Origin of the sequence: Hyphomicrobium sp. DY-1 (genome assembly GCF_047497105.1) — a bacterium.
Taxonomy (GTDB): Bacteria; Pseudomonadota; Alphaproteobacteria; order Rhizobiales; family Hyphomicrobiaceae; genus Hyphomicrobium_B.
This window is the reverse complement of the sequence record NZ_CP134870.1, coordinates 632,303-650,302: the sequence shown is the minus strand read 5'-3', so window position 1 is coordinate 650,302 and position 18,000 is coordinate 632,303. Positions and strand designations below refer to the sequence as shown.

Below are 18,000 nucleotides of genomic sequence, written 5' to 3'. Positions count from 1 at the left end.
GAAGTTCAATTTAGATCGTCATCTTTTGACGCTCATCAACGCGGCACCTGCGTTTGATCTGCCTAAAGATGATCGTTGAGTATCGATCAACAAGGAGTTTTGTGCCATGGCAGAACCTGCAGTAAAACTTCCGGTAAAATCTCAGAGAGAATCTACATCGGGCCGTGAGTGGTGGCCGCTCGAAAATATTCGCCATCAGTTCGAGGATCTTGTAGACGAGTTTGACCGAGGTTTCTTGCGATCGCCGTTCCGCGGCTCACGCCTCGGTATTGAGCCATTATTGCGACGGGAACTGAGCTTTGTGTCTACGCCGCCTGTCGACATCGTCGATAAAGACACAGCTTACGAGATCACCGCTGAGCTTCCGGGCCTTGATGAGAACAATATCGATGTAAAGTTCGCCAATGGAATGCTGACCATCAAAGGGGAGAAGAAGGAAGAGAAAGAGGAGAAGAAGAAGGATTATTTTCTCTCCGAGCGTCGGTATGGTTCGTTCGAGCGCCGCTTCAGCGTTCCGGAAGGTGTCGATACCGGAAAGATTGAGGCAAACTTTAAGAAGGGCGTCCTGACCGTAACGCTGCCAAAGACGAGCGAGGCCAAGACAGCCGAGAAAAAGATCGCGGTCAAAGCCGCATAAAGCAGCGCCACCTCCCGCCGGGGTGCGCATCCCGGCGGGGAGTGTGAAATCCAAATTTCGGATGGGCTTAGGGTATATTCATGGAGTTTCATCCATGCCTAAAGCGTTGTTGCAGAGGAAATCGGAATCTTCCGCGGAAGAGCGGCATCAGTTTGTTGCAAGCCAGATAGAAAGCCGTGGCGTCCGTGACGCTCTCGTGCTTGAAGCCATGAGGCATGTGCCCCGCGAGCTCTTCGTTCCGCGCGAACTTGCGGAAAAGGCTTACGATGATACTCCGCTCCCGATTGGATGCGGCCAGACAATTTCGCAGCCTTATATCGTCGGGTTCATGATCGAAGCCCTTCGACTTCGCGGCGGCGAGCGCGTCCTCGAGATTGGCACGGGATCGGGCTATGCAACCGCCGTTCTGGCCCATATCGCCGGCGAGGTTTATACGATCGAGCGTATCGGAGAGCTTGCCGCGAGAGCGCGGGATAATCTCCAGCGGGCGCGGACACATAGCGTGCACGTGCGTCATGGTGATGGTACGCAGGGATGGCCTGAGTATGCGCCGTTCGATGCGATCCTCGTCTCGGAGGGCGTGCCAAATATCACGGCGGCGCTTCTTCACGAGCTTAAAATCGGAGGCTGTCTGATCGCTCCTATTGGCGATAACCCACGTTCGCAGGAGCTTGTGAGAATTACGCGCGTAGCCGAAGAGGAATTTGAGCGCGAGGATATCGCCGATGTGCGCTTCGTGCCCCTGATCGGCAAAGACGGATGGGAAAGCCCTGAGGATGATTGGCGCGTGAAGCCGCCTCGGGTGGTCCGCGCACGGCCGGCTGTCAGCGTTTCGGTGCCCTCGATGATCGCCAAGGAAGGCGAGATTTTCACACATCTCCATGACGCGGACCTCAACCCACTCATCGAACGCATCGGCGATGCGCGCGTCGTTCTCATCGGCGAGGCAAGTCACGGGACTTCCGAATTTTACCGCATGCGTGCGCGGATAACGCAGCGTCTCATTGAAGACAAGAAATTCAAATTCGTTGCCGTCGAGGCCGACTGGCCGGATGCTGCCCGCATCGATCACTATGTTCGTCACCGTGATGTGCCGCCGTCAGATTGGACAGCATTTGCACGTTTTCCCACTTGGATGTGGCGTAACGCCGAGACGAAAAGCTTCGTCGACTGGCTACACAAGAATAATGAGAAGCGAGCCTTCGAAACGCGTGTGGCCTTCTATGGCCTTGATCTCTATAGTCTCTACAATTCCGTTCGCGTTGTCTTGGAGTATCTCGACAGCGTTGATCCCGAACTCGCCGTGATCGCGCGTGAGCGCTATGGCTGTCTTAGCCCGTGGGAGGCGGATCCAGCTGCTTATGGTAGGGCGGCGCTGACGGGCGAATACCGAAAATGCGAAAAAGACGTATCCCGTGTTCTCGTTGACGTACTGCGAAATCAACAAGACTATGTGATGCAGGATGGCGAGCGCTATTTCGATGCGGCGCAGAATGCCCGTCTAATAGCTAACGCAGAACGCTACTATCGCACGATGTACTACGGTTCGCGCGCATCCTGGAACCTGCGCGACAGTCATATGTTCGAGACGCTCGATCAGCTATTGGTCCATCATGGTGCTCACTCTAAGGCAGTCATATGGGCGCATAACTCGCATATCGGTGACGCCTCGGCGACGGAGATGAGCCAGCGGGGTGAGTACAATATCGGCCAGCTGTGCCGTCGCGCCTTTGGCGTGGTTTGTTTCAGCATCGGGTTTGGCACGAATGACGGCACGGTAGCGGCGGCATCGAACTGGGACGCGCCGATGCAAGTCATGAATGTGCGCCCGGCCCACGCCCAGAGCTATGAACGTCTCTTCCATTTGACCAACGCGCCGGGATTGATGCTCTCGCTCAGGGAAAACGGTGCGCTGCGCGAGAAATTGATGAGGCCGCTGCTGGAGCGCGCCATTGGAGTTATCTACCGGCCCGATAGCGAACTTGCGAGCCATTACTTTGAAGCCACGCTGCCCCGACAGTTTGACGAGTATATTTGGATCGACCGGACGAGCGCTGTGAAACCCATCAAGGGCATTGAACTCGAAGGCATGCCCGAGACGTACCCATTCGGGCTTTAGCGGACATCGTCCGCGGCAGCGTCACTTATTGGCCGACGTCGGCTTCACAAGGTCTGCACGATGAAAATAGGAGTGATCCAGCGGCGGTGCTTCACGCTTGCCTTTCTCAACAATCTCAGAAAGGTCATCCACCATCCAGCTAAAAAGCTTTTGTCCATCCTCTACAGTCGCCAGGCTCGGTTTGCCAGTGACACCGTTTTCGCTCGTTCTGTTTACGGGATGCGCAAAGACGAGGTTGTCCGTGCGATCCGGATCATCTGACGTTGGGACAAGTTCAGCACGCACGATTTCCGGCGCGATCGCAAGCATAAGAGCCGTCTCGGCAGCATTGGCATGCCAATCCTGTGCATCGGAAAAATGCGCGTCACGCACTCGTTCGCTGATTGTCGCGGTGTTGATAACCGCAACCATCAGATCATCGTGATCTGCTCGCAGCATTTCGAGAGCACAGCGCAATGGCGCTGCATTCGTAACGTGACTGTTGACAATAAAGAGACGGCGGACTCCGCTGTGGTGTGCCCAATCGCCAATTTCTTTGACTAAGGTGATCAATGTGATGGGCTGTAGCGCAATCGTCCCGGGCCATCTCCGGCTATGCCCAAGAGAGCATCCGTATGGAAGCGTCGGCAGAACCGGAACGCGCGTTCGCTCGCCGACCACCCGGCAGAGCTTTTCTCCGAGAATAAAATCCATTCCGGTGCCGAGGTGCGGACCATGTTGTTCCGTCGCTCCGACCGGCAGAATTGCGATCCCGTGGCTATCGGCTAAGTCCGCCGGTATTTCAGTCCAGGTCTTATCGGCCCAATTCATGACGTTTCCCGAGTAAGCATGTGTTTGCTAGGCACCCGATTGAGTGCCATCCTCCTAGCGATGCTTCCGAACCTTGAATGACGTACGCTTCTTTTCGTCGTTGCCCCTGGCAGATGCTTTCATGCTCTTTTTGATATGAAGAGGCACATCGGGAAGGGGATGGAGCTGCGGAATGATCGCAGCCGCCAATTGCATTCGGCCGAAGATAACGCCGCGAAGCGTACTCAACTCGTCCGTGAGTTCCTGCAGCTTCACGGCAGGCCCCTGCACGAGAATAACTTCAAGCGTCTGATTTCCCGCCAAGTGCACGTGAAGGGAGCTGATAACCTCCGCAATGTTTTCGTATTGCAAATCAGCGAGCTTCTTCTGCAAGCCACGAACCGTGTTGTCGTAAAAAAGCGTGATCGTACCGACCATAACTTCGGTCCCGGACTCACGTTTGTGCTCAACCAGCCAATTGTGCAGCATATCGCTGATGGCCTGCGATCGGCTTGCGTAACCCTTCGCTTTAACGACGGCATCGAGCTCCCACAGCTGTTCCTCCGGCAACGACACGCTCATCCTAGCGACGAGGTTACTCGTTGTTTCTACAGACATCGGATCCTCCGGCATGGGCGCCTCCGCATGAAAAAATGCGGACAGCAAATTATTGAGTTGGAATCACTTTATCATGCCGGAGGATCGATGCTCAGAAGAGATGGCTGTAGCGCTCGGTCTCCCAGCTGCTGATCGACAGATGGTAGCTTTCCCATTCGGCCGTTTTGTATTTCACGAACTCGTCGCGAAGTTCCTTGCCAAGCGTTTCCTCCACGAAGGGATCGTTGGCGAATGCGGCAACAGCGTCTTGCAAGTTCTGAGGGAGGAACTGAATGCCGCGCGCTGAACGCTCGGATTCCGAAATTGCGTAGAGGTTATCTTCGTTCGGCTCGCCAGGATCCATCTTCTCGCGAACGCCTTTGAGGCCGGCTGCCAAGGCAAGCGTGGCCGCGAGGTAAGGATTCACCGCGCCGTCGGCGTTTCGTGACTCGCATCGGCCGCCGCTCATCGGGACGCGCAATGAATTCGTTCGGTTGTTTGAGCCGTAAGAGTTGAAGACCGGCGCCCACGAGAATGTTCCCATCGCTCCTTGGCGGACGAGTCGCTTGTAGCTATTGACCGTCGGCGCATACGCCGCGCACAGGGCGCGTCCATGACGCAGGATTCCGCCAATGAAGTGATAGCCCGTTTCAGTCAAGCCAAGGCCTCGCGGATCATCCTCCGGCTTGCAGGAAAAAACATTTGTCCCGGTCGCGAGATCGGAAAGCGACATGTTGAAATGGGCGCCGCATCCAGTTCTGTTTGCGAAGGGCTTCGGCATCATCGTCGCGATGAGACCTTCTTCTTTAGCGTAGTGCTTCGCCATAAAGCGGAAAAAGGTGAGACGATCGCAGGTCGTGAGGGCGTCCGAATATGTGAAATCAAATTCGAATTGACCGTTGGCATCCTCATGGTCGAACGAATAGAGATCCCAACCGAGATCGTTGATGCACGACGCAACCTTATCGAGCCAACCGAAGGCATTCACGAAGCCTTGCACATCGTAGCAAGGCTTGGCGAGCTTGTCGTCGGGATCTGGGATCGACAGGCTGCCATCCGCATTTTTCTTCAGCAGATAGATCTCGCATTCAATCCCGAGGTTGAAGCCGAATCCCATGTCTGCGGCTATTGCGAGCTGGTTTTTCAGTGCGACGCGTGTGCTGAGCGGATAGGGCTTGCCGTGGAACGTGAGATCCGCTGGCGCCCATGCGAGCTTTGGCTCCCAGGGAAGTTGGATGACGCCATTAAAATCAGGGACCGAAGCAAACTCATCTTCGTTCGGCTCCTGACCTAGTCCATCAAGCGCATATCCCGTGTAGAGTTCTGAACCTTTCGCCATATGCTTCAAATGCTCGATCGGGACGACCTTGCCTTTCGGCACGCCGTGAATATCGACATAAGCGCCGATACAATATTTGACGCCCTGAGCCTTCAGCCGCTGGTACGTTTCGTCAAGCGCTGACGCCGCGCCGACTGGGGTATGTTCATTCATCGTTTTTTCCTCATACTGGTGATTGTTTGATGCAGGTCGCGTCGGCGGTTGGCTTCTCTAACCGCTTCGCGAATTTGAGTTGTCTCTAGTCAATGGTGTCTGAGACGTCCGTCAGCCGCGTGAAAGTTGGAAACGGTTCGTCGGATGCCGCTTCGCTCTCGCTGCCGGTCGCAGCATGCTGGCTGCCATGAATTAGCATTTCCAACCGGGCTTTCGCCCCGACGTAACTGGGCGACGCCAAATCTTCGGGCGTGCGCGAACGTGGCACTGGCACTTCCATCAGTTCGATAACTTCACCCGGGTGCGGCTTCAGCACCAGGATGCGGTCTGCGAGGAGAATAGCTTCGTAGAGATCGTGGGTGACGAAGACGATGGTGATATCGATCTTGCGCCAGATCTCCATCAGGTGCCTTTGCATACGGCTGCGCGTCTGCGCGTCGAGTGCACCGAAAGGCTCGTCCATTAATAGAATGCGGGGCTGATTTGCGAGCGATCGGGCAATCGCCACGCGTTGTTTCATGCCGCCCGAAAGCTGGTGCGGATAGTGATTGGCGAACTTCGAAAGGCCGATCAAATCGAGCCACTGCAGAGCAGAAGTCTCCGGATCCCGCTTGCCGTCGTAAGACATCTCCAATCCGAACATGACGTTTTTCTTCACCGTCAGCCACGGAAAGAGTGTGTACCCCTGAAAAACCATTCCACGGTCACTGCCGGGACCGATCACAGGTTTGTTGTCGAGCAGTACGTCACCCGAAGTTTGCTGGTCGAGTCCGGCGATGATCCGGATAAGGGTGGATTTTCCGCATCCGGATGCGCCCACGACGCAAACAAATTCCCTACGATACGTCGTGAAATTGATGTCGCTCAGCGCCGTCGTTGTTTTGCCATTGCTGAAAAACGTTTTGCTGAGATTGCGCACCTCCAGAATAATGTCGCGCGCTTTGAGCCGCTGGAATCGATCGTGCACCGCCAGCGATTGCTCGAGTACCGGAAGCGAACTCATGTCCTGCATCAGCGCTAACTCCGCTTCGTTGCTTGGTCCCAGGGGAAAAGACGCCGTCCGATCCGCGCGAGCACCATGTCGACGCCGAGGCCGATGATGCCGATCATGATGATGGCGGCGTAGACGTTGGCGAAATGCTGGTATCGCGCCTGCTGCGTGATGAACCAGGTTATGCCGGAAGAGGTGCCGATCAATTCCGCGACGATGAGATATGTCCACGCCCACCCAAGCAGGATTCGTTGGTCGCGATAGAGGTCCGGCATGATGCCGGGAACGACGACGCGCGTCAGGATTGCTCGGCCTTTAGCGCCGAGTGTCAGCGCAGCTTCGATCAATCCGAAGTCGAGTTTTCTAGTCGTATTCGCGATAATCAGAATCTGCTGGAATAAAGTTCCGATAACGATGATTGCGATCTTCGGGCCGTCATAGATACCCAGGATCGCAACAGCCAGAGCTCCGAATGCGGGTGCCGGAAGATAGCGAACGAACTCAGTGAACGGCTCGATCAGCCGTGAGATGCCGGAATAGGCACCGCACAATACTCCGAGCGGGACACCGATGAGAGATGAGATTAGAAATCCCCAGAAAATGATCGTGATGCTGTGCCAAAGGCTTTCGTACAGCCATTGACCGTCTCGCGTCTGGGGAGGTGTCGAGAACGCCGTGAACATCGCGATCGCGACTTCATGCGGCGCCGGAAGATAAACCGGATTTGCCGGATTGCCCTCAGGCTTCGCAAGACCGGCTTTCTCCATAGCCGCAACCTGCTGATCGAATGCGTCTTGCTGAACCCGCATGCCGGGCCTGAAATAACTCACACCGCCGGGTTGCGTGACGACGACCAGTGGATGCCAAACGAACGGCACATAACTGACGACACACCAGAGGAGCACTGGCAATACGAATGACAGGATGCCGAGCATGACGCGCGACGTGGGGGAAAGGGGGCGTCCGACCACAAACCAGCGCCGCTTCGACGTACGCTGTTGTGGCGCCGCCCCCGCCGTAACGGCAGGAGCGGCGACGACGCCGACATTAGGGCTGTGCATTGGTGAGCGACGGATCGATGAAGCTGTCGACGTCGAGCTTGTCCTTGTAGACAGCGTATTTCGTGTTGAAGTCGTTAGCGATTTCGGACGAGCCGTAAAGCGATCCGAAGCCTTTGGCTTTCACAAAGACCTTTTTTGCGGCCGCCACATCGAGCAGTTTTGTTCCGGCGATCAGAGGTTTGTATTCCGCTGGCTTCAGGCCAACTCGTGCGGCCATGATTTTCGCTGCATCATCGACAGTCGCGGGATCGTTGATGTATTTAACAACCCGATCCCAGACCTTGATGACCTTTTCCCAATCCGCTTTTCGCGTCGCCAGACTCGTCGGGTTGACAGTGATGACGTCGTAGATCAGGCCGGGTTCGTCGGCCGACGTATAGATTGGCGTCGATCCCGGTACTTGCTTCATCGCCTGCCCTGAGTTCGGCTGCCATGCGCCAATCGCGGAAACCTCGCCGGAAGCAAGGGTTTGAGGTGTCTCATTTGTCTTGGTGTTGACGAGCGTGACATCCGATTCCGTCATGCCGTTTTTCTCAAGGCCGTTCAGCAGCAGTAAGTGCTCGACGAAGCCAACTTCGATCCCGACTTTTTTCCCCTTGAGGTCCTTCAGCGACTTAATTCCTGGAACTCCAACAATCATGTCATTGCCGTTGGAGTAATCAGTCAGCATGATCATCGTGTTCTTGGTGCCCGATCCACCCATGACGAGTGCATCGCCATTCGTCACCGTCACGCCGTCGAGCTTCCCAGCAGAAAATGCGTCCATCGATGGCACGTAGTCGAACCATTCGAAATCGACGTCGACACCGGCTTCTTTGAACCATCCTTTGTCAATTGCGACCTGCCACGCCACCCAGCCAGGCCAATCGCTGTAGCCAATTTTCAAAGGTTCTGCCCAGGCGTTTGCCGCAGATACTGCGAACATTGAAACTGCCAAGACTACGAGTTCACGGATGCGTAATCGACGCGCCATTCTCAACCTCCTGCGCAAAGGCGATATTACGAAAATGATGTTTCGTAATACTGATCATTAGCAAGCGGCGTGCCATTGAGACGGCGCGCATAGCATCGGTGTTTTGAGGGTATAAGAGAGGCGATCTACGCTTGGATTTGCCCAATCGACGGTCGACACGCCAAAAGACTGCGCAGCATCCATCCTAACATCACGCTGGAATGCGACGGACCCGATACCGAACGTGGCAGACGTTCCGGCTCCAATCTTCCTATAATGGATTAATTGAAAAGAAGACCTGCGGAGACTAAGGCCCTGCGATAGCCATAACTCGACGAAACCGAAGAAGCGCCAAAAATAAGAAAATTCCACCGATCGCGCCAACAGCAACAAATCTCGGCCAAACCACGTCGAAACCGGCGCCTCGATAAAGGATCGCCTGTGCGAACGCCACAAAATGAGTCGACGGTGATACCTGCATGATGGTGCGCAGGAACGGAGGCATGCTTTCGAGCGGAGTATTGGCGCCAGATAGCAAGTTCAGCGGCACAGCAACGAGAATGTAAAGCAGGCCGAGTTGAGGCATCGTACGTGCGATCGTTGCAAGAAAGATCCCGACCGCCGTCGAGAAAAACAAATAGATCATCACGCCGCACATAAACAGCGGTATGGAACCTGCGATGGGAATGTGCAGCAGTCTCTGCACGACAAAAAACAACGAGAGCCCGACTGCAATCGTGATAACCACGGCGTTCGCCCACACTTTGGACATGGCAATTTCAAATGGCGTCAGCGGCATGACGAGAAGATGATCGAGCGTTCCGTGCTCACGCTCGCGCACGACGGCCGCCCCCGCGAGGATGATCGCGAGCATATTCACGGAACTGATAATACCCATTACGGCAGTGAACCAAGCTGTCGTGACATTAGGATTGAAGGCTATCCGTACCGAGAGCGTGACGGCGGGCGGGGGGACATCCTCAATTCGGGAAACAAACTTATTGATCTCGGTCGAAATGATCTGCTCCGCATAGCTCGAGCCGATGCCCGCCTGGACCATCGCGGTTGCGTCCACATTGACCTGCAAGGCCGGCTTACGCCCTCCAAGGACGTCGCTTTCGAATCGGGGCGGAATGTCGATGACGAACGTGTAGTGCCCTGTGTTCATAAGCCGGTCGACGTCGCGCTCTTCAACATATTGCGGCGTTTTGAAATAGGGCGGCAGAAAAGCGCCCGCGATACGCCAAGAGAGATCCGAATGATCCTCGTCCACAATGGCGATCGAAGCGTTGTGCAGTTCTTGTGAGTTGCTCTGGGCCTGCGCCATTACAGCGATAGAGAACGAATATATGACGAGCGCGAGTAGGACCCAATCGCGGAAGAAGCTGCGTAACTCTTTCACTCCAAGCCAATAAATATTCGAAAGCTTACGCATGGCCGATCACTTTTCTTGCTTACGCAGAAGGAACAGGCTGATTGAGGTTAAGGCAGGGACGAAAAGCGCAAGTGTCGCGATGTATCGCGCAAGATCCGGGAACCCTAGCCCCTTCGTAAAAGCCCCCACACTGATCGGGACGAAATAGGTCATCGGAAAAAGACGGCCCAATATCGCTCCAAAACCGGTGATCGACGAAACGGGCGTCATCATGCCGGAAAACATCGTCGCTGGCAGGACAGTCAAAATAGAAGTCCCGAACAAGGCCGCAATTTGCGTTCCCGTGAAGGAGGAGATGACCATCCCATAGCCCGTTGTGGCAGTAACATAGATGAGCGATCCAACTAGCAGTGCTAAAAAGCTTCCCTTGAGCGGCACATCAAAAATAAAGATGGCCATCAGAAAGAGTATGAAGAAATTGAGCATTGCTACCGCGATGTACGGAAGCTGCTTTCCAATCAGGAACTCAAGCCGCGTTACCGGCGTCACGTAAAGATTGGTTATGGAACCCAGCTCCTTCTCGCGGACGATAGCGAGCGCCATCAAAATCGCAGGGATCAGCGCCAGTTGCATTGCGATCGTCGAGGGGACCATCGCATAAATGCTATCGAAGTCCTGATTGTAGCGAAAGCGGATCTCTATATCCGCGGGCGTGTCCGTATCTGCAAGGCCAACGTGACCTCGGATTGCGGGATCGGAAAGGAACTGCTGGTGCACGCCCTCAATATAGCCGTGAATAGTTTCGGCTCTGAACGGCATCGCGCCGTCAATCCAAACGCCAACCTCGGTTGGCCTCCCGCGTCGTATATCGCGCCCGAAGCCCGGCGGAATCTCGATCGTCGCCGTAACCGTGCCGCTTTTTAGCCGGCTCTGCAACTCATCCTCATTCCTGAAGGGCTCTTGCTCGATGAAATAGCGCGAGCCTCGCAGCTCACTGAGATAAGCGCGGCTTTCAAAACTATTGTCTCGATCGAGAGCGGCGAACGACAATGAGTTGACATCAGTCGTGATGCCGAAACCAAAAATCAGCATTAGAAATGCCGTACCGAGAAGAGCGAAGCTCAACCGGATCGGGTCGCGAAGCAGCTCGAGCGACTCTCTTATGGTGTAAGCCAACATGCGCCGCACCGAAAAGATTCTGGATACGCCCGGTGAAGCGGTTGAACTATCCCCTTTTTGTCCGACATCGAGGATCGTCTCTGACCCGGAGGGCTGCGATCGTGACGAAGCCGATTCCTCGAGGTATGAAATAAAGGCATCTTCGAGTGTCGTCGCGTGACGCGCTTCGATCAGTTTGGCTGGAGTGTCTGTTGCCAAAACGCGTCCCGCGTCCATAAGAGAGATACGGTCGCATCGCGCTGCTTCGTTCATGAAGTGAGTCGAGACGAAGATCGTCACACCATTCTTTCTCGACAGCTCGATCAGCAATTCCCAGAACTGGTCTCTCGCGATCGGATCTACGCCCGATGTCGGTTCATCGAGAATGAGAAGCTCCGGCTCATGAACCGCGGCCACCGCGAGCGACAGCCGCTGACGGATTCCAAGCGGAAGATCTTCCGCCAGTTTATTCAGGTGCTCTGACAGGCCAAAGCGCCGGACGAGGTAAGCAATCCGTCCCTCGATCGATCCAGCCGGAAGATGAAACAGTCGGGCATGTAGCTCGAGATTCTGACGGACGGTCAATTCGCCATAAAGCGAAAACGATTGCGACATGTAACCGACGCGCATGCGAGAACTTATTTCGTCCGCGTTGACGGGTTCGCCGAAAAGCATCGCGCTGCCTTCGGTCGAGGGCAGGAGACCCGTGAGCATTTTCATCGTCGTAGATTTGCCGCAACCATTCGACCCGACGAACCCGAAAATCTCCCCACGTTCTATATCGAAGCTTACGTGGTCAACCGCAGTGAAGTCGCCGAACCGGCGTGTGAGATTACGGGCGACGATCACCGCACCATCGGCAATGCTCTGACGCGGCGGGATCGTCGGAGTGCGATGGTCCAACTTCGCCTCCGGAGGAAGCAGGTCAATGAAGGCTTCCTCGATTGCGCCCGCGCCGGTTCTCTCTTTGATGTCGCTTGGGGATCCCGCCGTAAGGATCTTCCCGGCATTCATCGCGAACAGCCAATCGAAGCGCTCGGCTTCCTCCATATAGGCTGTTGCAACTAATACGCTCATGCCCCTACGATGCTCGCGCATCCGCTGAATAAGCTCCCAGAATTGCCGCCGCGATAGCGGATCGACGCCTGTCGTCGGCTCATCGAGTATCAAAAGATCTGGATCGTGAATGAGCGAGCAGCAGAGCCCAAGCTTCTGGCGCATGCCGCCCGAAAGTTTTTGCGCCGGCCGATCGGCGAAAGGTCCGAGGCCCGTGCTGTCGAGAAGCTTGGGGATGCGTTCTTCGCGCTGGCGCCGCCCCTGACCGAAGAGCCGGGCAAAAAATTCGATGTTTTCGCGCACGCTGAGATCGGGATAGAGGTTCTTGCCGAGGCCCTGCGGCATGTACGCGATATGCGGACAAACTGCCTCGCGGTCCACGGCCTTGGACATATCCGCGTTCAACACCGTGACGTGCCCCGATTGAAGCATGCGCGCGCCCGAGACTAGCGCAAGCAACGTCGATTTACCGACGCCGTCCGGTCCGATAAGGCCGACCATTTGGCCGGCCGGAATCTCGATTGTTAGGTCGTCGAGCGCGAGGATGCCGCCATATCTGTGGGTCACGCGTTCGAGACGAGCAACTGCTGCCCCGTCCGCCATCGTCATGATCCAGCTTTCAGGCGTTCCGGCCACTCAGTCTTGGTGTCGGTTCGAACGTAAGCGACTCCCGGTAAACCGCTCCGGACGTAGTCCGCATGAGCTTCCGAGCGCTCAGGATCGATACGCACGCGCACCCGGAACATCAGCTTGTCTCGTTCAGTCTGCGTCTCGACCATTTTTGGTGTAAATTGCGCCTGATCAGCAATAAACGTCACGTTCGCGGGAATGGGATGGTCTGGATATGCATCGAGCACGATGCGGGCGTCCTCGCCGATTCTGACTTTCCCGGCCTCGAGTGTTGGAAGATATACGTCCATGTAAACGTAACCGAAGTCCAGCATAGTGAAGACTTTGCCTCCAGCCGCGAGGACCTCTCCCGTATTGGCGATGCGATAAGCAATCCGGCCGTCTCGCGGTGCAACGAGGGTATTATCCGCAATATTCACCCGATAGAGTTCGGCGTCATGATTGGCTGCGTCCAGCGCATGCTCTGCCTCGGTGACGCGTGCCTGGGCCGCGAGTTCTCCGGCTTTGGACGAGTTGAGCGTCTGCTGGCGCTGATCATAGGTCTGCTTCGTGACCCAGCCGGATTTTAACAACGACTCGGCGCGGTCCATCTCCTGCTGCGCGAGCACGACTTGAGTATGCTGCTGATTGAGGAGCGCCTTTGCCTCGCTGATGCTCTTCTTTGCCTGTTCTGCCTGAGCTTCTGCTTTTTTAAGCGACGCATCGAGGTCGCGCGTATCCATGACGGCAAGAACTTGCCCAGCTGTTACCCTGGCGCCCTCGTCGACGCGCAATTCAAGAACCCGCCCGGCAAATTTCGTCGCTATGTCAATCGGGTCGGCTTCAATTCGCCCATTACCCATTACGATCCCGGGAGGAAGCGGAGGCACCCTGTGCATCCACCAATAACCAGCGCCGCCTATGGCCATGATGACGGCGAGAACTGCCAGCATCTTCCGCCAGCGGCCGAATGGGCCCGTCGAGATGTTCCCTGCTGGAACGGGTAATTTTGCTGTTACGGGAACGAGCTGTCCATGAGACGGCGGCAGTTCTTTCAGAGCAATTGCTTCTTTCTCTGCATTTTGCTCGGATTGCATGATGGATTGCTCACTTGGCTCAATGCACGGTTAGAACGCGTTTGCTGGGCCATTGTTCTCGTCTGTCGGCACGAGCATTTCCAAATAAACATTGGCTACGAGGTGCGTGTGCCCGACATGCTCACTTGCCCCTTAGCCATTTCAAGTCGACGCTTAACCTTGCCCATGGATGAGAGCGTTGACTTGGAACAAATTTTCTCTGCCACCCCTCCGGCCAACGCTACGATAATTCTCTTTGCTTGATACTCGTCAACGTTTGAGCCGCCGCCTAGGGTCATTTGTTTATGCGTCTAATCTTGGAGGCGTCTTTTTGGGTATCGCAGCAATGATCAGTTTAAACCAAAGCCGATTCACGGTCCCTGGGATTGCTGGCGCGTTTGCTATGCTGTGTGTCGCCAGTACCGTTGCCGTCTCCGCGCCGATTGGGGAGGCTGAAGTTCCCTCAGGGCGAGAACTTTTTCTTCACCACTGTGCTCAGTGCCATGGCGATGATGGCGCGGGAGACGGACCTATGGCCAGCGTTCTGACCTTAAAGCCGGCAGATCTAACCACGCTAAGCAAACGTGCTAACGGAAAATTTGATGCACAGCGTATCGTCGAGATTATCCGCTATGGAGGCGATATCTCCGGACATGGTACGAGCGCCATGCCAATTTGGGGCATGATCTTTAGCATTGAAGGCGAGGGTGGAAAGGTCGGCGCCGCCTATTCGCGCATCGCTGTCATCAACCTCAAAAACTATATCGAAGCCCTCCAGACGAAATAGCTGTCTGAGCAAGACAAGCGAAGCTGCAGAAATGAGACTAAACGCTGGGCCTTTGCCGTTTGCGAATGTGCGACGGTGATTGTTACGATCTCTACCGTCGACCCGGGCGCTTTCGACAACTCGCAGCACCGAGAGCGCTAGAGATGGTAAGGTTCCTCCACCAAATCATCTCAAATTCACTGCGCCAAAAAGTTCGAGGATCTCGCCCCTCCGCGATCCTCTTTTTATTTCCTCCCTCGCAGGCGATTGGTGCGCGGATCGCCCCTAATGTCGCTTACTCCATTGAAGTTCCGGCATTTACGACTGCCGCCACGGCCGAAGTGCAAATTTTGCTCTTGACGTAAGCTTGCGCCAGATCAGAATTGGCGGCGTTCATTTTTTCGGCACTTGGGCCTTTTCCTATGTCGCCAATTGCTGCTGACGACCCTGCCCCGGAGGCATCACTCGATCATCTTGCAGCGGTATTTCAGTCCGCAATCGATGCAATTATTGCTATCGATGGTCTGGGCCTCATCACGAGTGTCAACCCGGCGGCTGCAAGACTGTTCGGCTATACGAACGCAGAGCTAATCGGCGCGAATGTCAGCATGCTGATGCCGGCACCCGATTCGGAGCGGCACGACGACTATCTCCGGCAGTACCGTCATACGGGCCGTCGCAAGATTATCGGCATCGGACGCGAGGTTTTTGGGCGGCGACGGGATGGCTCGACCTTTCCCATGCATCTCTCGGTCAGTGAATATCAGATCGACGGCAAGGCGCATTTTGCGGGCATCGTGCGTGATCTCACCATGGAGAGGCGCGTACAAGAAGAAAGCGAACGCCAGCAAGTGCTTTTCGAGGCGATCATCAAGGATACACCCCGCGCGCTCGTTCTGACGGACAGTGGCCGGCGGATTTTTCTCGCAAATCCCGCCGTAAAATCTGTTTTTGGCTACGATGAAGCCGAGCTCGTGGGCCAGAGCTCCCGGCTCCTCTATGAGACCGACTATGACTTTGAGCGGGTCTGGAGAGCCTCTCTCGCGGGCTCGACGGGCCTCGATCCACTGGCGGTTAACTGCCGCCGCAAAGACGGAAAGGTTTTTCCGGCCGAGGTCGTTGCAACCTCTGTCACCGCCCGCAATGGACAGATCCTCGGGCATATGCGTTCCTTCCGCGATTTGACCAAGCAGGTTGCGCAGACGGAGGCACTCCACCGGTCACAACGGCTTGATGCGCTCGGCCAACTGACGGGCGGTGTCGCGCATGATTTCAACAACATCCTGACGATTGTCCTCGGAAATCTTGAGCAAGTTTTCGAAACCTCCGATGTTGCAGAGAAACACGATTACTGCCGGCGAGCGCTAGAAGCTGGGGAAATGGGGGCGCGTCTGACGCGCCGCCTGCTGAGCTTTTCCCGTCAGAGAAAACTGGAGCCGGCCGTTCTCCAGCTCAACACCTACATCACCTCGATGGTTGAAATGCTCGAAAGGGCCCTGGGAGAAACCGTCTCGCTATCGACGAACTTCGCACAAGATCTCTGGATGGTGTGCGTCGATCCCAGCGAAATTGAGAATGCGATCCTCAATCTCTCGGTCAACGCCCGAGACGCCATGAGGCATGGTGGCCGTGTGAGCATCGAGACAGCTAATCTCCAGCTGACATCCGATGACGTTCTCGAAGAATACGGCATCCCGGCGGGGGATTACATACGTATAACAGTGGCCGACAATGGCGAGGGAATGTCACCGGAAATCGTGAAGCGCGCCTTCGAGCCGTTCTTCACGACCAAGGGTACCGGTAAAGGTACGGGTCTCGGGCTTTCAAGCATTCACGGCTTTGTCAAACAGTCAGGCGGTAATGTCACCATCTATAGCGAACTTGGAAAGGGGACCGTGGTCAATCTCTATCTGCCACGCGTGGCGATGGAAGTGCGGCGAGATCTGCAAGCAACAGAAAAACACGCTATCCCTCCTGCCAACTTAAAGGTTCTTGTTGTCGAAGATAACCCTGAACTACGACAGCTGGTGGCCGAGCGAATTCGAAGATTGGGATATACCGTTGAGGAAGCCGATTCCGGCGCCTGCGCGCTGCAAAAACTTTCCGAGGAAAGCTTCGATATTCTCTTCAGCGATGTGGTGATGCCGGGGGGCATGAGCGGCTATGAACTTGGCTCCCGGACCCGCGTCGCGAGTTCCGGTACGAAGATCTTACTGACCTCAGGGTACGACTCGGAGTTCGCATCCGAGCTTAATAGCACCAATGATACGTTTCATGTGCTCCGCAAACCGTATAGGCAGGCAGACCTCGCGCAGGCGCTTCGAGACTGCCTGTGACCAGCGTGTTTTTTAAGCATATTGGCTCTGCCGGAGACAATGTCAGCTAAAGCCCGAATGAGTGAGTCTCGAGCATGCCTTCGAGTTTAATGTCCTCGATGGGTCTCACAGCGTTCGTCCGGTCGATCCAAATGTATTCGTCAAACTGTGGGATAGCGTGCTTCAATGTAATGGCTCGCAAGTTCGCTAGACGATAAGAAAAGAATCCTCCGCACCGCCATTTTGGATATCAAGCCTTCCAGCGTGACTCGCGGATCACTGAGCAGAAGTTCCCTCGATGGAAGTGAGGCACCTTGTCGGCGATGACATCAGCCTTGACGTTGCCAAATGTCGTGTCAGGCTTGTGTTTGATGCCGTCGTAGAAGGCTTGAATGATATCTTCCTTAAAGTGAGGCGTGCGCGGATAGGCCTTCACCACAGCCTCTCGGGTGTCATCGAAATATTGCCCATAGGTCAAGCCTAGAACATCCATTTCGACACCTGCGGTCGTCAGTGCAACGATTGGATGCATGAACTCAGGCACGCCCGGTGTCGTATGCAGCGCAATGGCCGTCCAGACTCTTTCTATGTCGGACGGATCGACATTATAGCTCCTGAGAAACTCGCGAGCCGCATTAGCTCCGTCCACTTCGAAACGAAGATTCGAGCTGCTGTGTTTGGGCATGAGGCCGACGTCATGAAACATTGCGGCAGCGTAGAGAAGCTCAGAATTGAAGGTAAGCTCTCGCTGCCCGCCGGCAATGGCAGCAAAGAAGTAGACGCGGCTGGAATGATTGAAGAGTAAGTCGCTTTCAGTGTCGCGGACGAACTCAGTTATAGCTCCGCCGAGCTTGCTGTCGGGCACCTTGACGCCTTCAATGCTCGTGGTCTTCAGCCTATCCGACATGGTTTGAAGCCCTTCCTCATCTCTATATTTCTGAGGATGTTATTGCCCCGTTCGGCGGCATGGCAGCAATAGTAACGTTCATTGAAAAACTGCCAAATTC

14 protein-coding genes are annotated in these 18,000 nt (G+C 55.3%); 4 read left to right on the top strand and 10 right to left on the bottom strand.

The window, feature by feature from the left end:
- Positions 1–106 precede the first annotated feature (106 nt).
- The gene (locus tag RLW41_RS03105) at positions 107–637 is read left to right on the top strand and encodes an Hsp20/alpha crystallin family protein (RefSeq protein WP_414463450.1); all 531 of its coding nucleotides are present in this window, start codon (positions 107–109) and stop codon (positions 635–637) included.
- A gap of 94 nt (positions 638–731) precedes the next feature.
- Positions 732–2,756, top strand: a complete 2,025-nt coding sequence (locus tag RLW41_RS03100) for a protein-L-isoaspartate(D-aspartate) O-methyltransferase (RefSeq protein WP_414463449.1) — start codon at positions 732–734, stop codon at positions 2,754–2,756.
- A 21-nt stretch (positions 2,757–2,777) separates the two neighbouring features.
- Here the strand turns inward: RLW41_RS03100 and RLW41_RS03095 are convergent, their stop codons facing one another.
- From RLW41_RS03095 to RLW41_RS03055, 9 genes are all read right to left on the bottom strand, one after another.
- Entirely contained in the window at positions 2,778–3,566 is a 789-nt protein-coding gene (locus tag RLW41_RS03095) for a creatininase family protein (RefSeq protein ID WP_414463448.1), read from the bottom strand.
- A 54-nt stretch (positions 3,567–3,620) separates the two neighbouring features.
- Positions 3,621–4,163 (bottom strand): nickel-responsive transcriptional regulator NikR, encoded by a 543-nt coding sequence (nikR, locus tag RLW41_RS03090; protein ID WP_414463447.1) that lies wholly within the window; start codon positions 4,161–4,163, stop codon positions 3,621–3,623.
- A gap of 91 nt (positions 4,164–4,254) precedes the next feature.
- On the bottom strand, positions 4,255–5,634 hold the full coding sequence (gene glnT / locus RLW41_RS03085) for a type III glutamate--ammonia ligase (RefSeq protein ID WP_414463446.1): 1,380 nt from the start codon (positions 5,632–5,634) through the stop codon (positions 4,255–4,257).
- Positions 5,635–5,719: 85 nt separating this feature from the next.
- Positions 5,720–6,646 carry an ABC transporter ATP-binding protein gene (locus tag RLW41_RS03080; protein WP_414463445.1) on the bottom strand — a complete coding sequence of 309 codons (927 nt, stop codon included), beginning with the start codon at positions 6,644–6,646 and terminating at the stop codon, positions 5,720–5,722.
- Positions 6,647–6,651: 5 nt separating this feature from the next.
- The gene (locus tag RLW41_RS03075; protein ID WP_414463444.1) at positions 6,652–7,686 is read right to left on the bottom strand and encodes an ABC transporter permease; all 1,035 of its coding nucleotides are present in this window, start codon (positions 7,684–7,686) and stop codon (positions 6,652–6,654) included.
- Entirely contained in the window at positions 7,673–8,659 is a 987-nt protein-coding gene (locus RLW41_RS03070) for an ABC transporter substrate-binding protein (protein WP_414463443.1), read from the bottom strand. The genes RLW41_RS03075 and RLW41_RS03070 overlap by 14 nt, the downstream gene beginning before the upstream one ends.
- 286 nt (positions 8,660–8,945) lie before the next feature.
- A complete protein-coding gene (locus RLW41_RS03065) occupies positions 8,946–10,073 on the bottom strand; it encodes an ABC transporter permease (RefSeq protein WP_414463442.1) in 1,128 nt (375 codons plus the stop codon).
- 6 nt (positions 10,074–10,079) lie between these two features.
- The gene (gene rbbA / locus RLW41_RS03060) at positions 10,080–12,836 is read right to left on the bottom strand and encodes a ribosome-associated ATPase/putative transporter RbbA (RefSeq protein WP_414463441.1); all 2,757 of its coding nucleotides are present in this window, start codon (positions 12,834–12,836) and stop codon (positions 10,080–10,082) included.
- Positions 12,833–13,933, bottom strand: a complete 1,101-nt coding sequence (locus RLW41_RS03055; protein WP_414463440.1) for an HlyD family secretion protein — start codon at positions 13,931–13,933, stop codon at positions 12,833–12,835. The genes rbbA and RLW41_RS03055 overlap by 4 nt, the downstream gene beginning before the upstream one ends.
- 325 nt (positions 13,934–14,258) lie before the next feature.
- Between RLW41_RS03055 and RLW41_RS03050 the strand changes: the two genes are divergently transcribed.
- Both RLW41_RS03050 and RLW41_RS03045 read left to right on the top strand, forming a co-directional pair.
- Entirely contained in the window at positions 14,259–14,699 is a 441-nt protein-coding gene (locus RLW41_RS03050) for a c-type cytochrome (protein WP_414464652.1), read from the top strand.
- A gap of 362 nt (positions 14,700–15,061) precedes the next feature.
- Positions 15,062–17,014, top strand: a complete 1,953-nt coding sequence (locus RLW41_RS03045) for a PAS domain S-box protein (protein WP_414463439.1) — start codon at positions 15,062–15,064, stop codon at positions 17,012–17,014.
- A gap of 229 nt (positions 17,015–17,243) precedes the next feature.
- Here the strand turns inward: RLW41_RS03045 and RLW41_RS03040 are convergent, their stop codons facing one another.
- Entirely contained in the window at positions 17,244–17,900 is a 657-nt protein-coding gene (locus RLW41_RS03040; protein WP_414463438.1) for an HD domain-containing protein, read from the bottom strand.
- Positions 17,901–18,000: the final 100 nt, after the last annotated feature.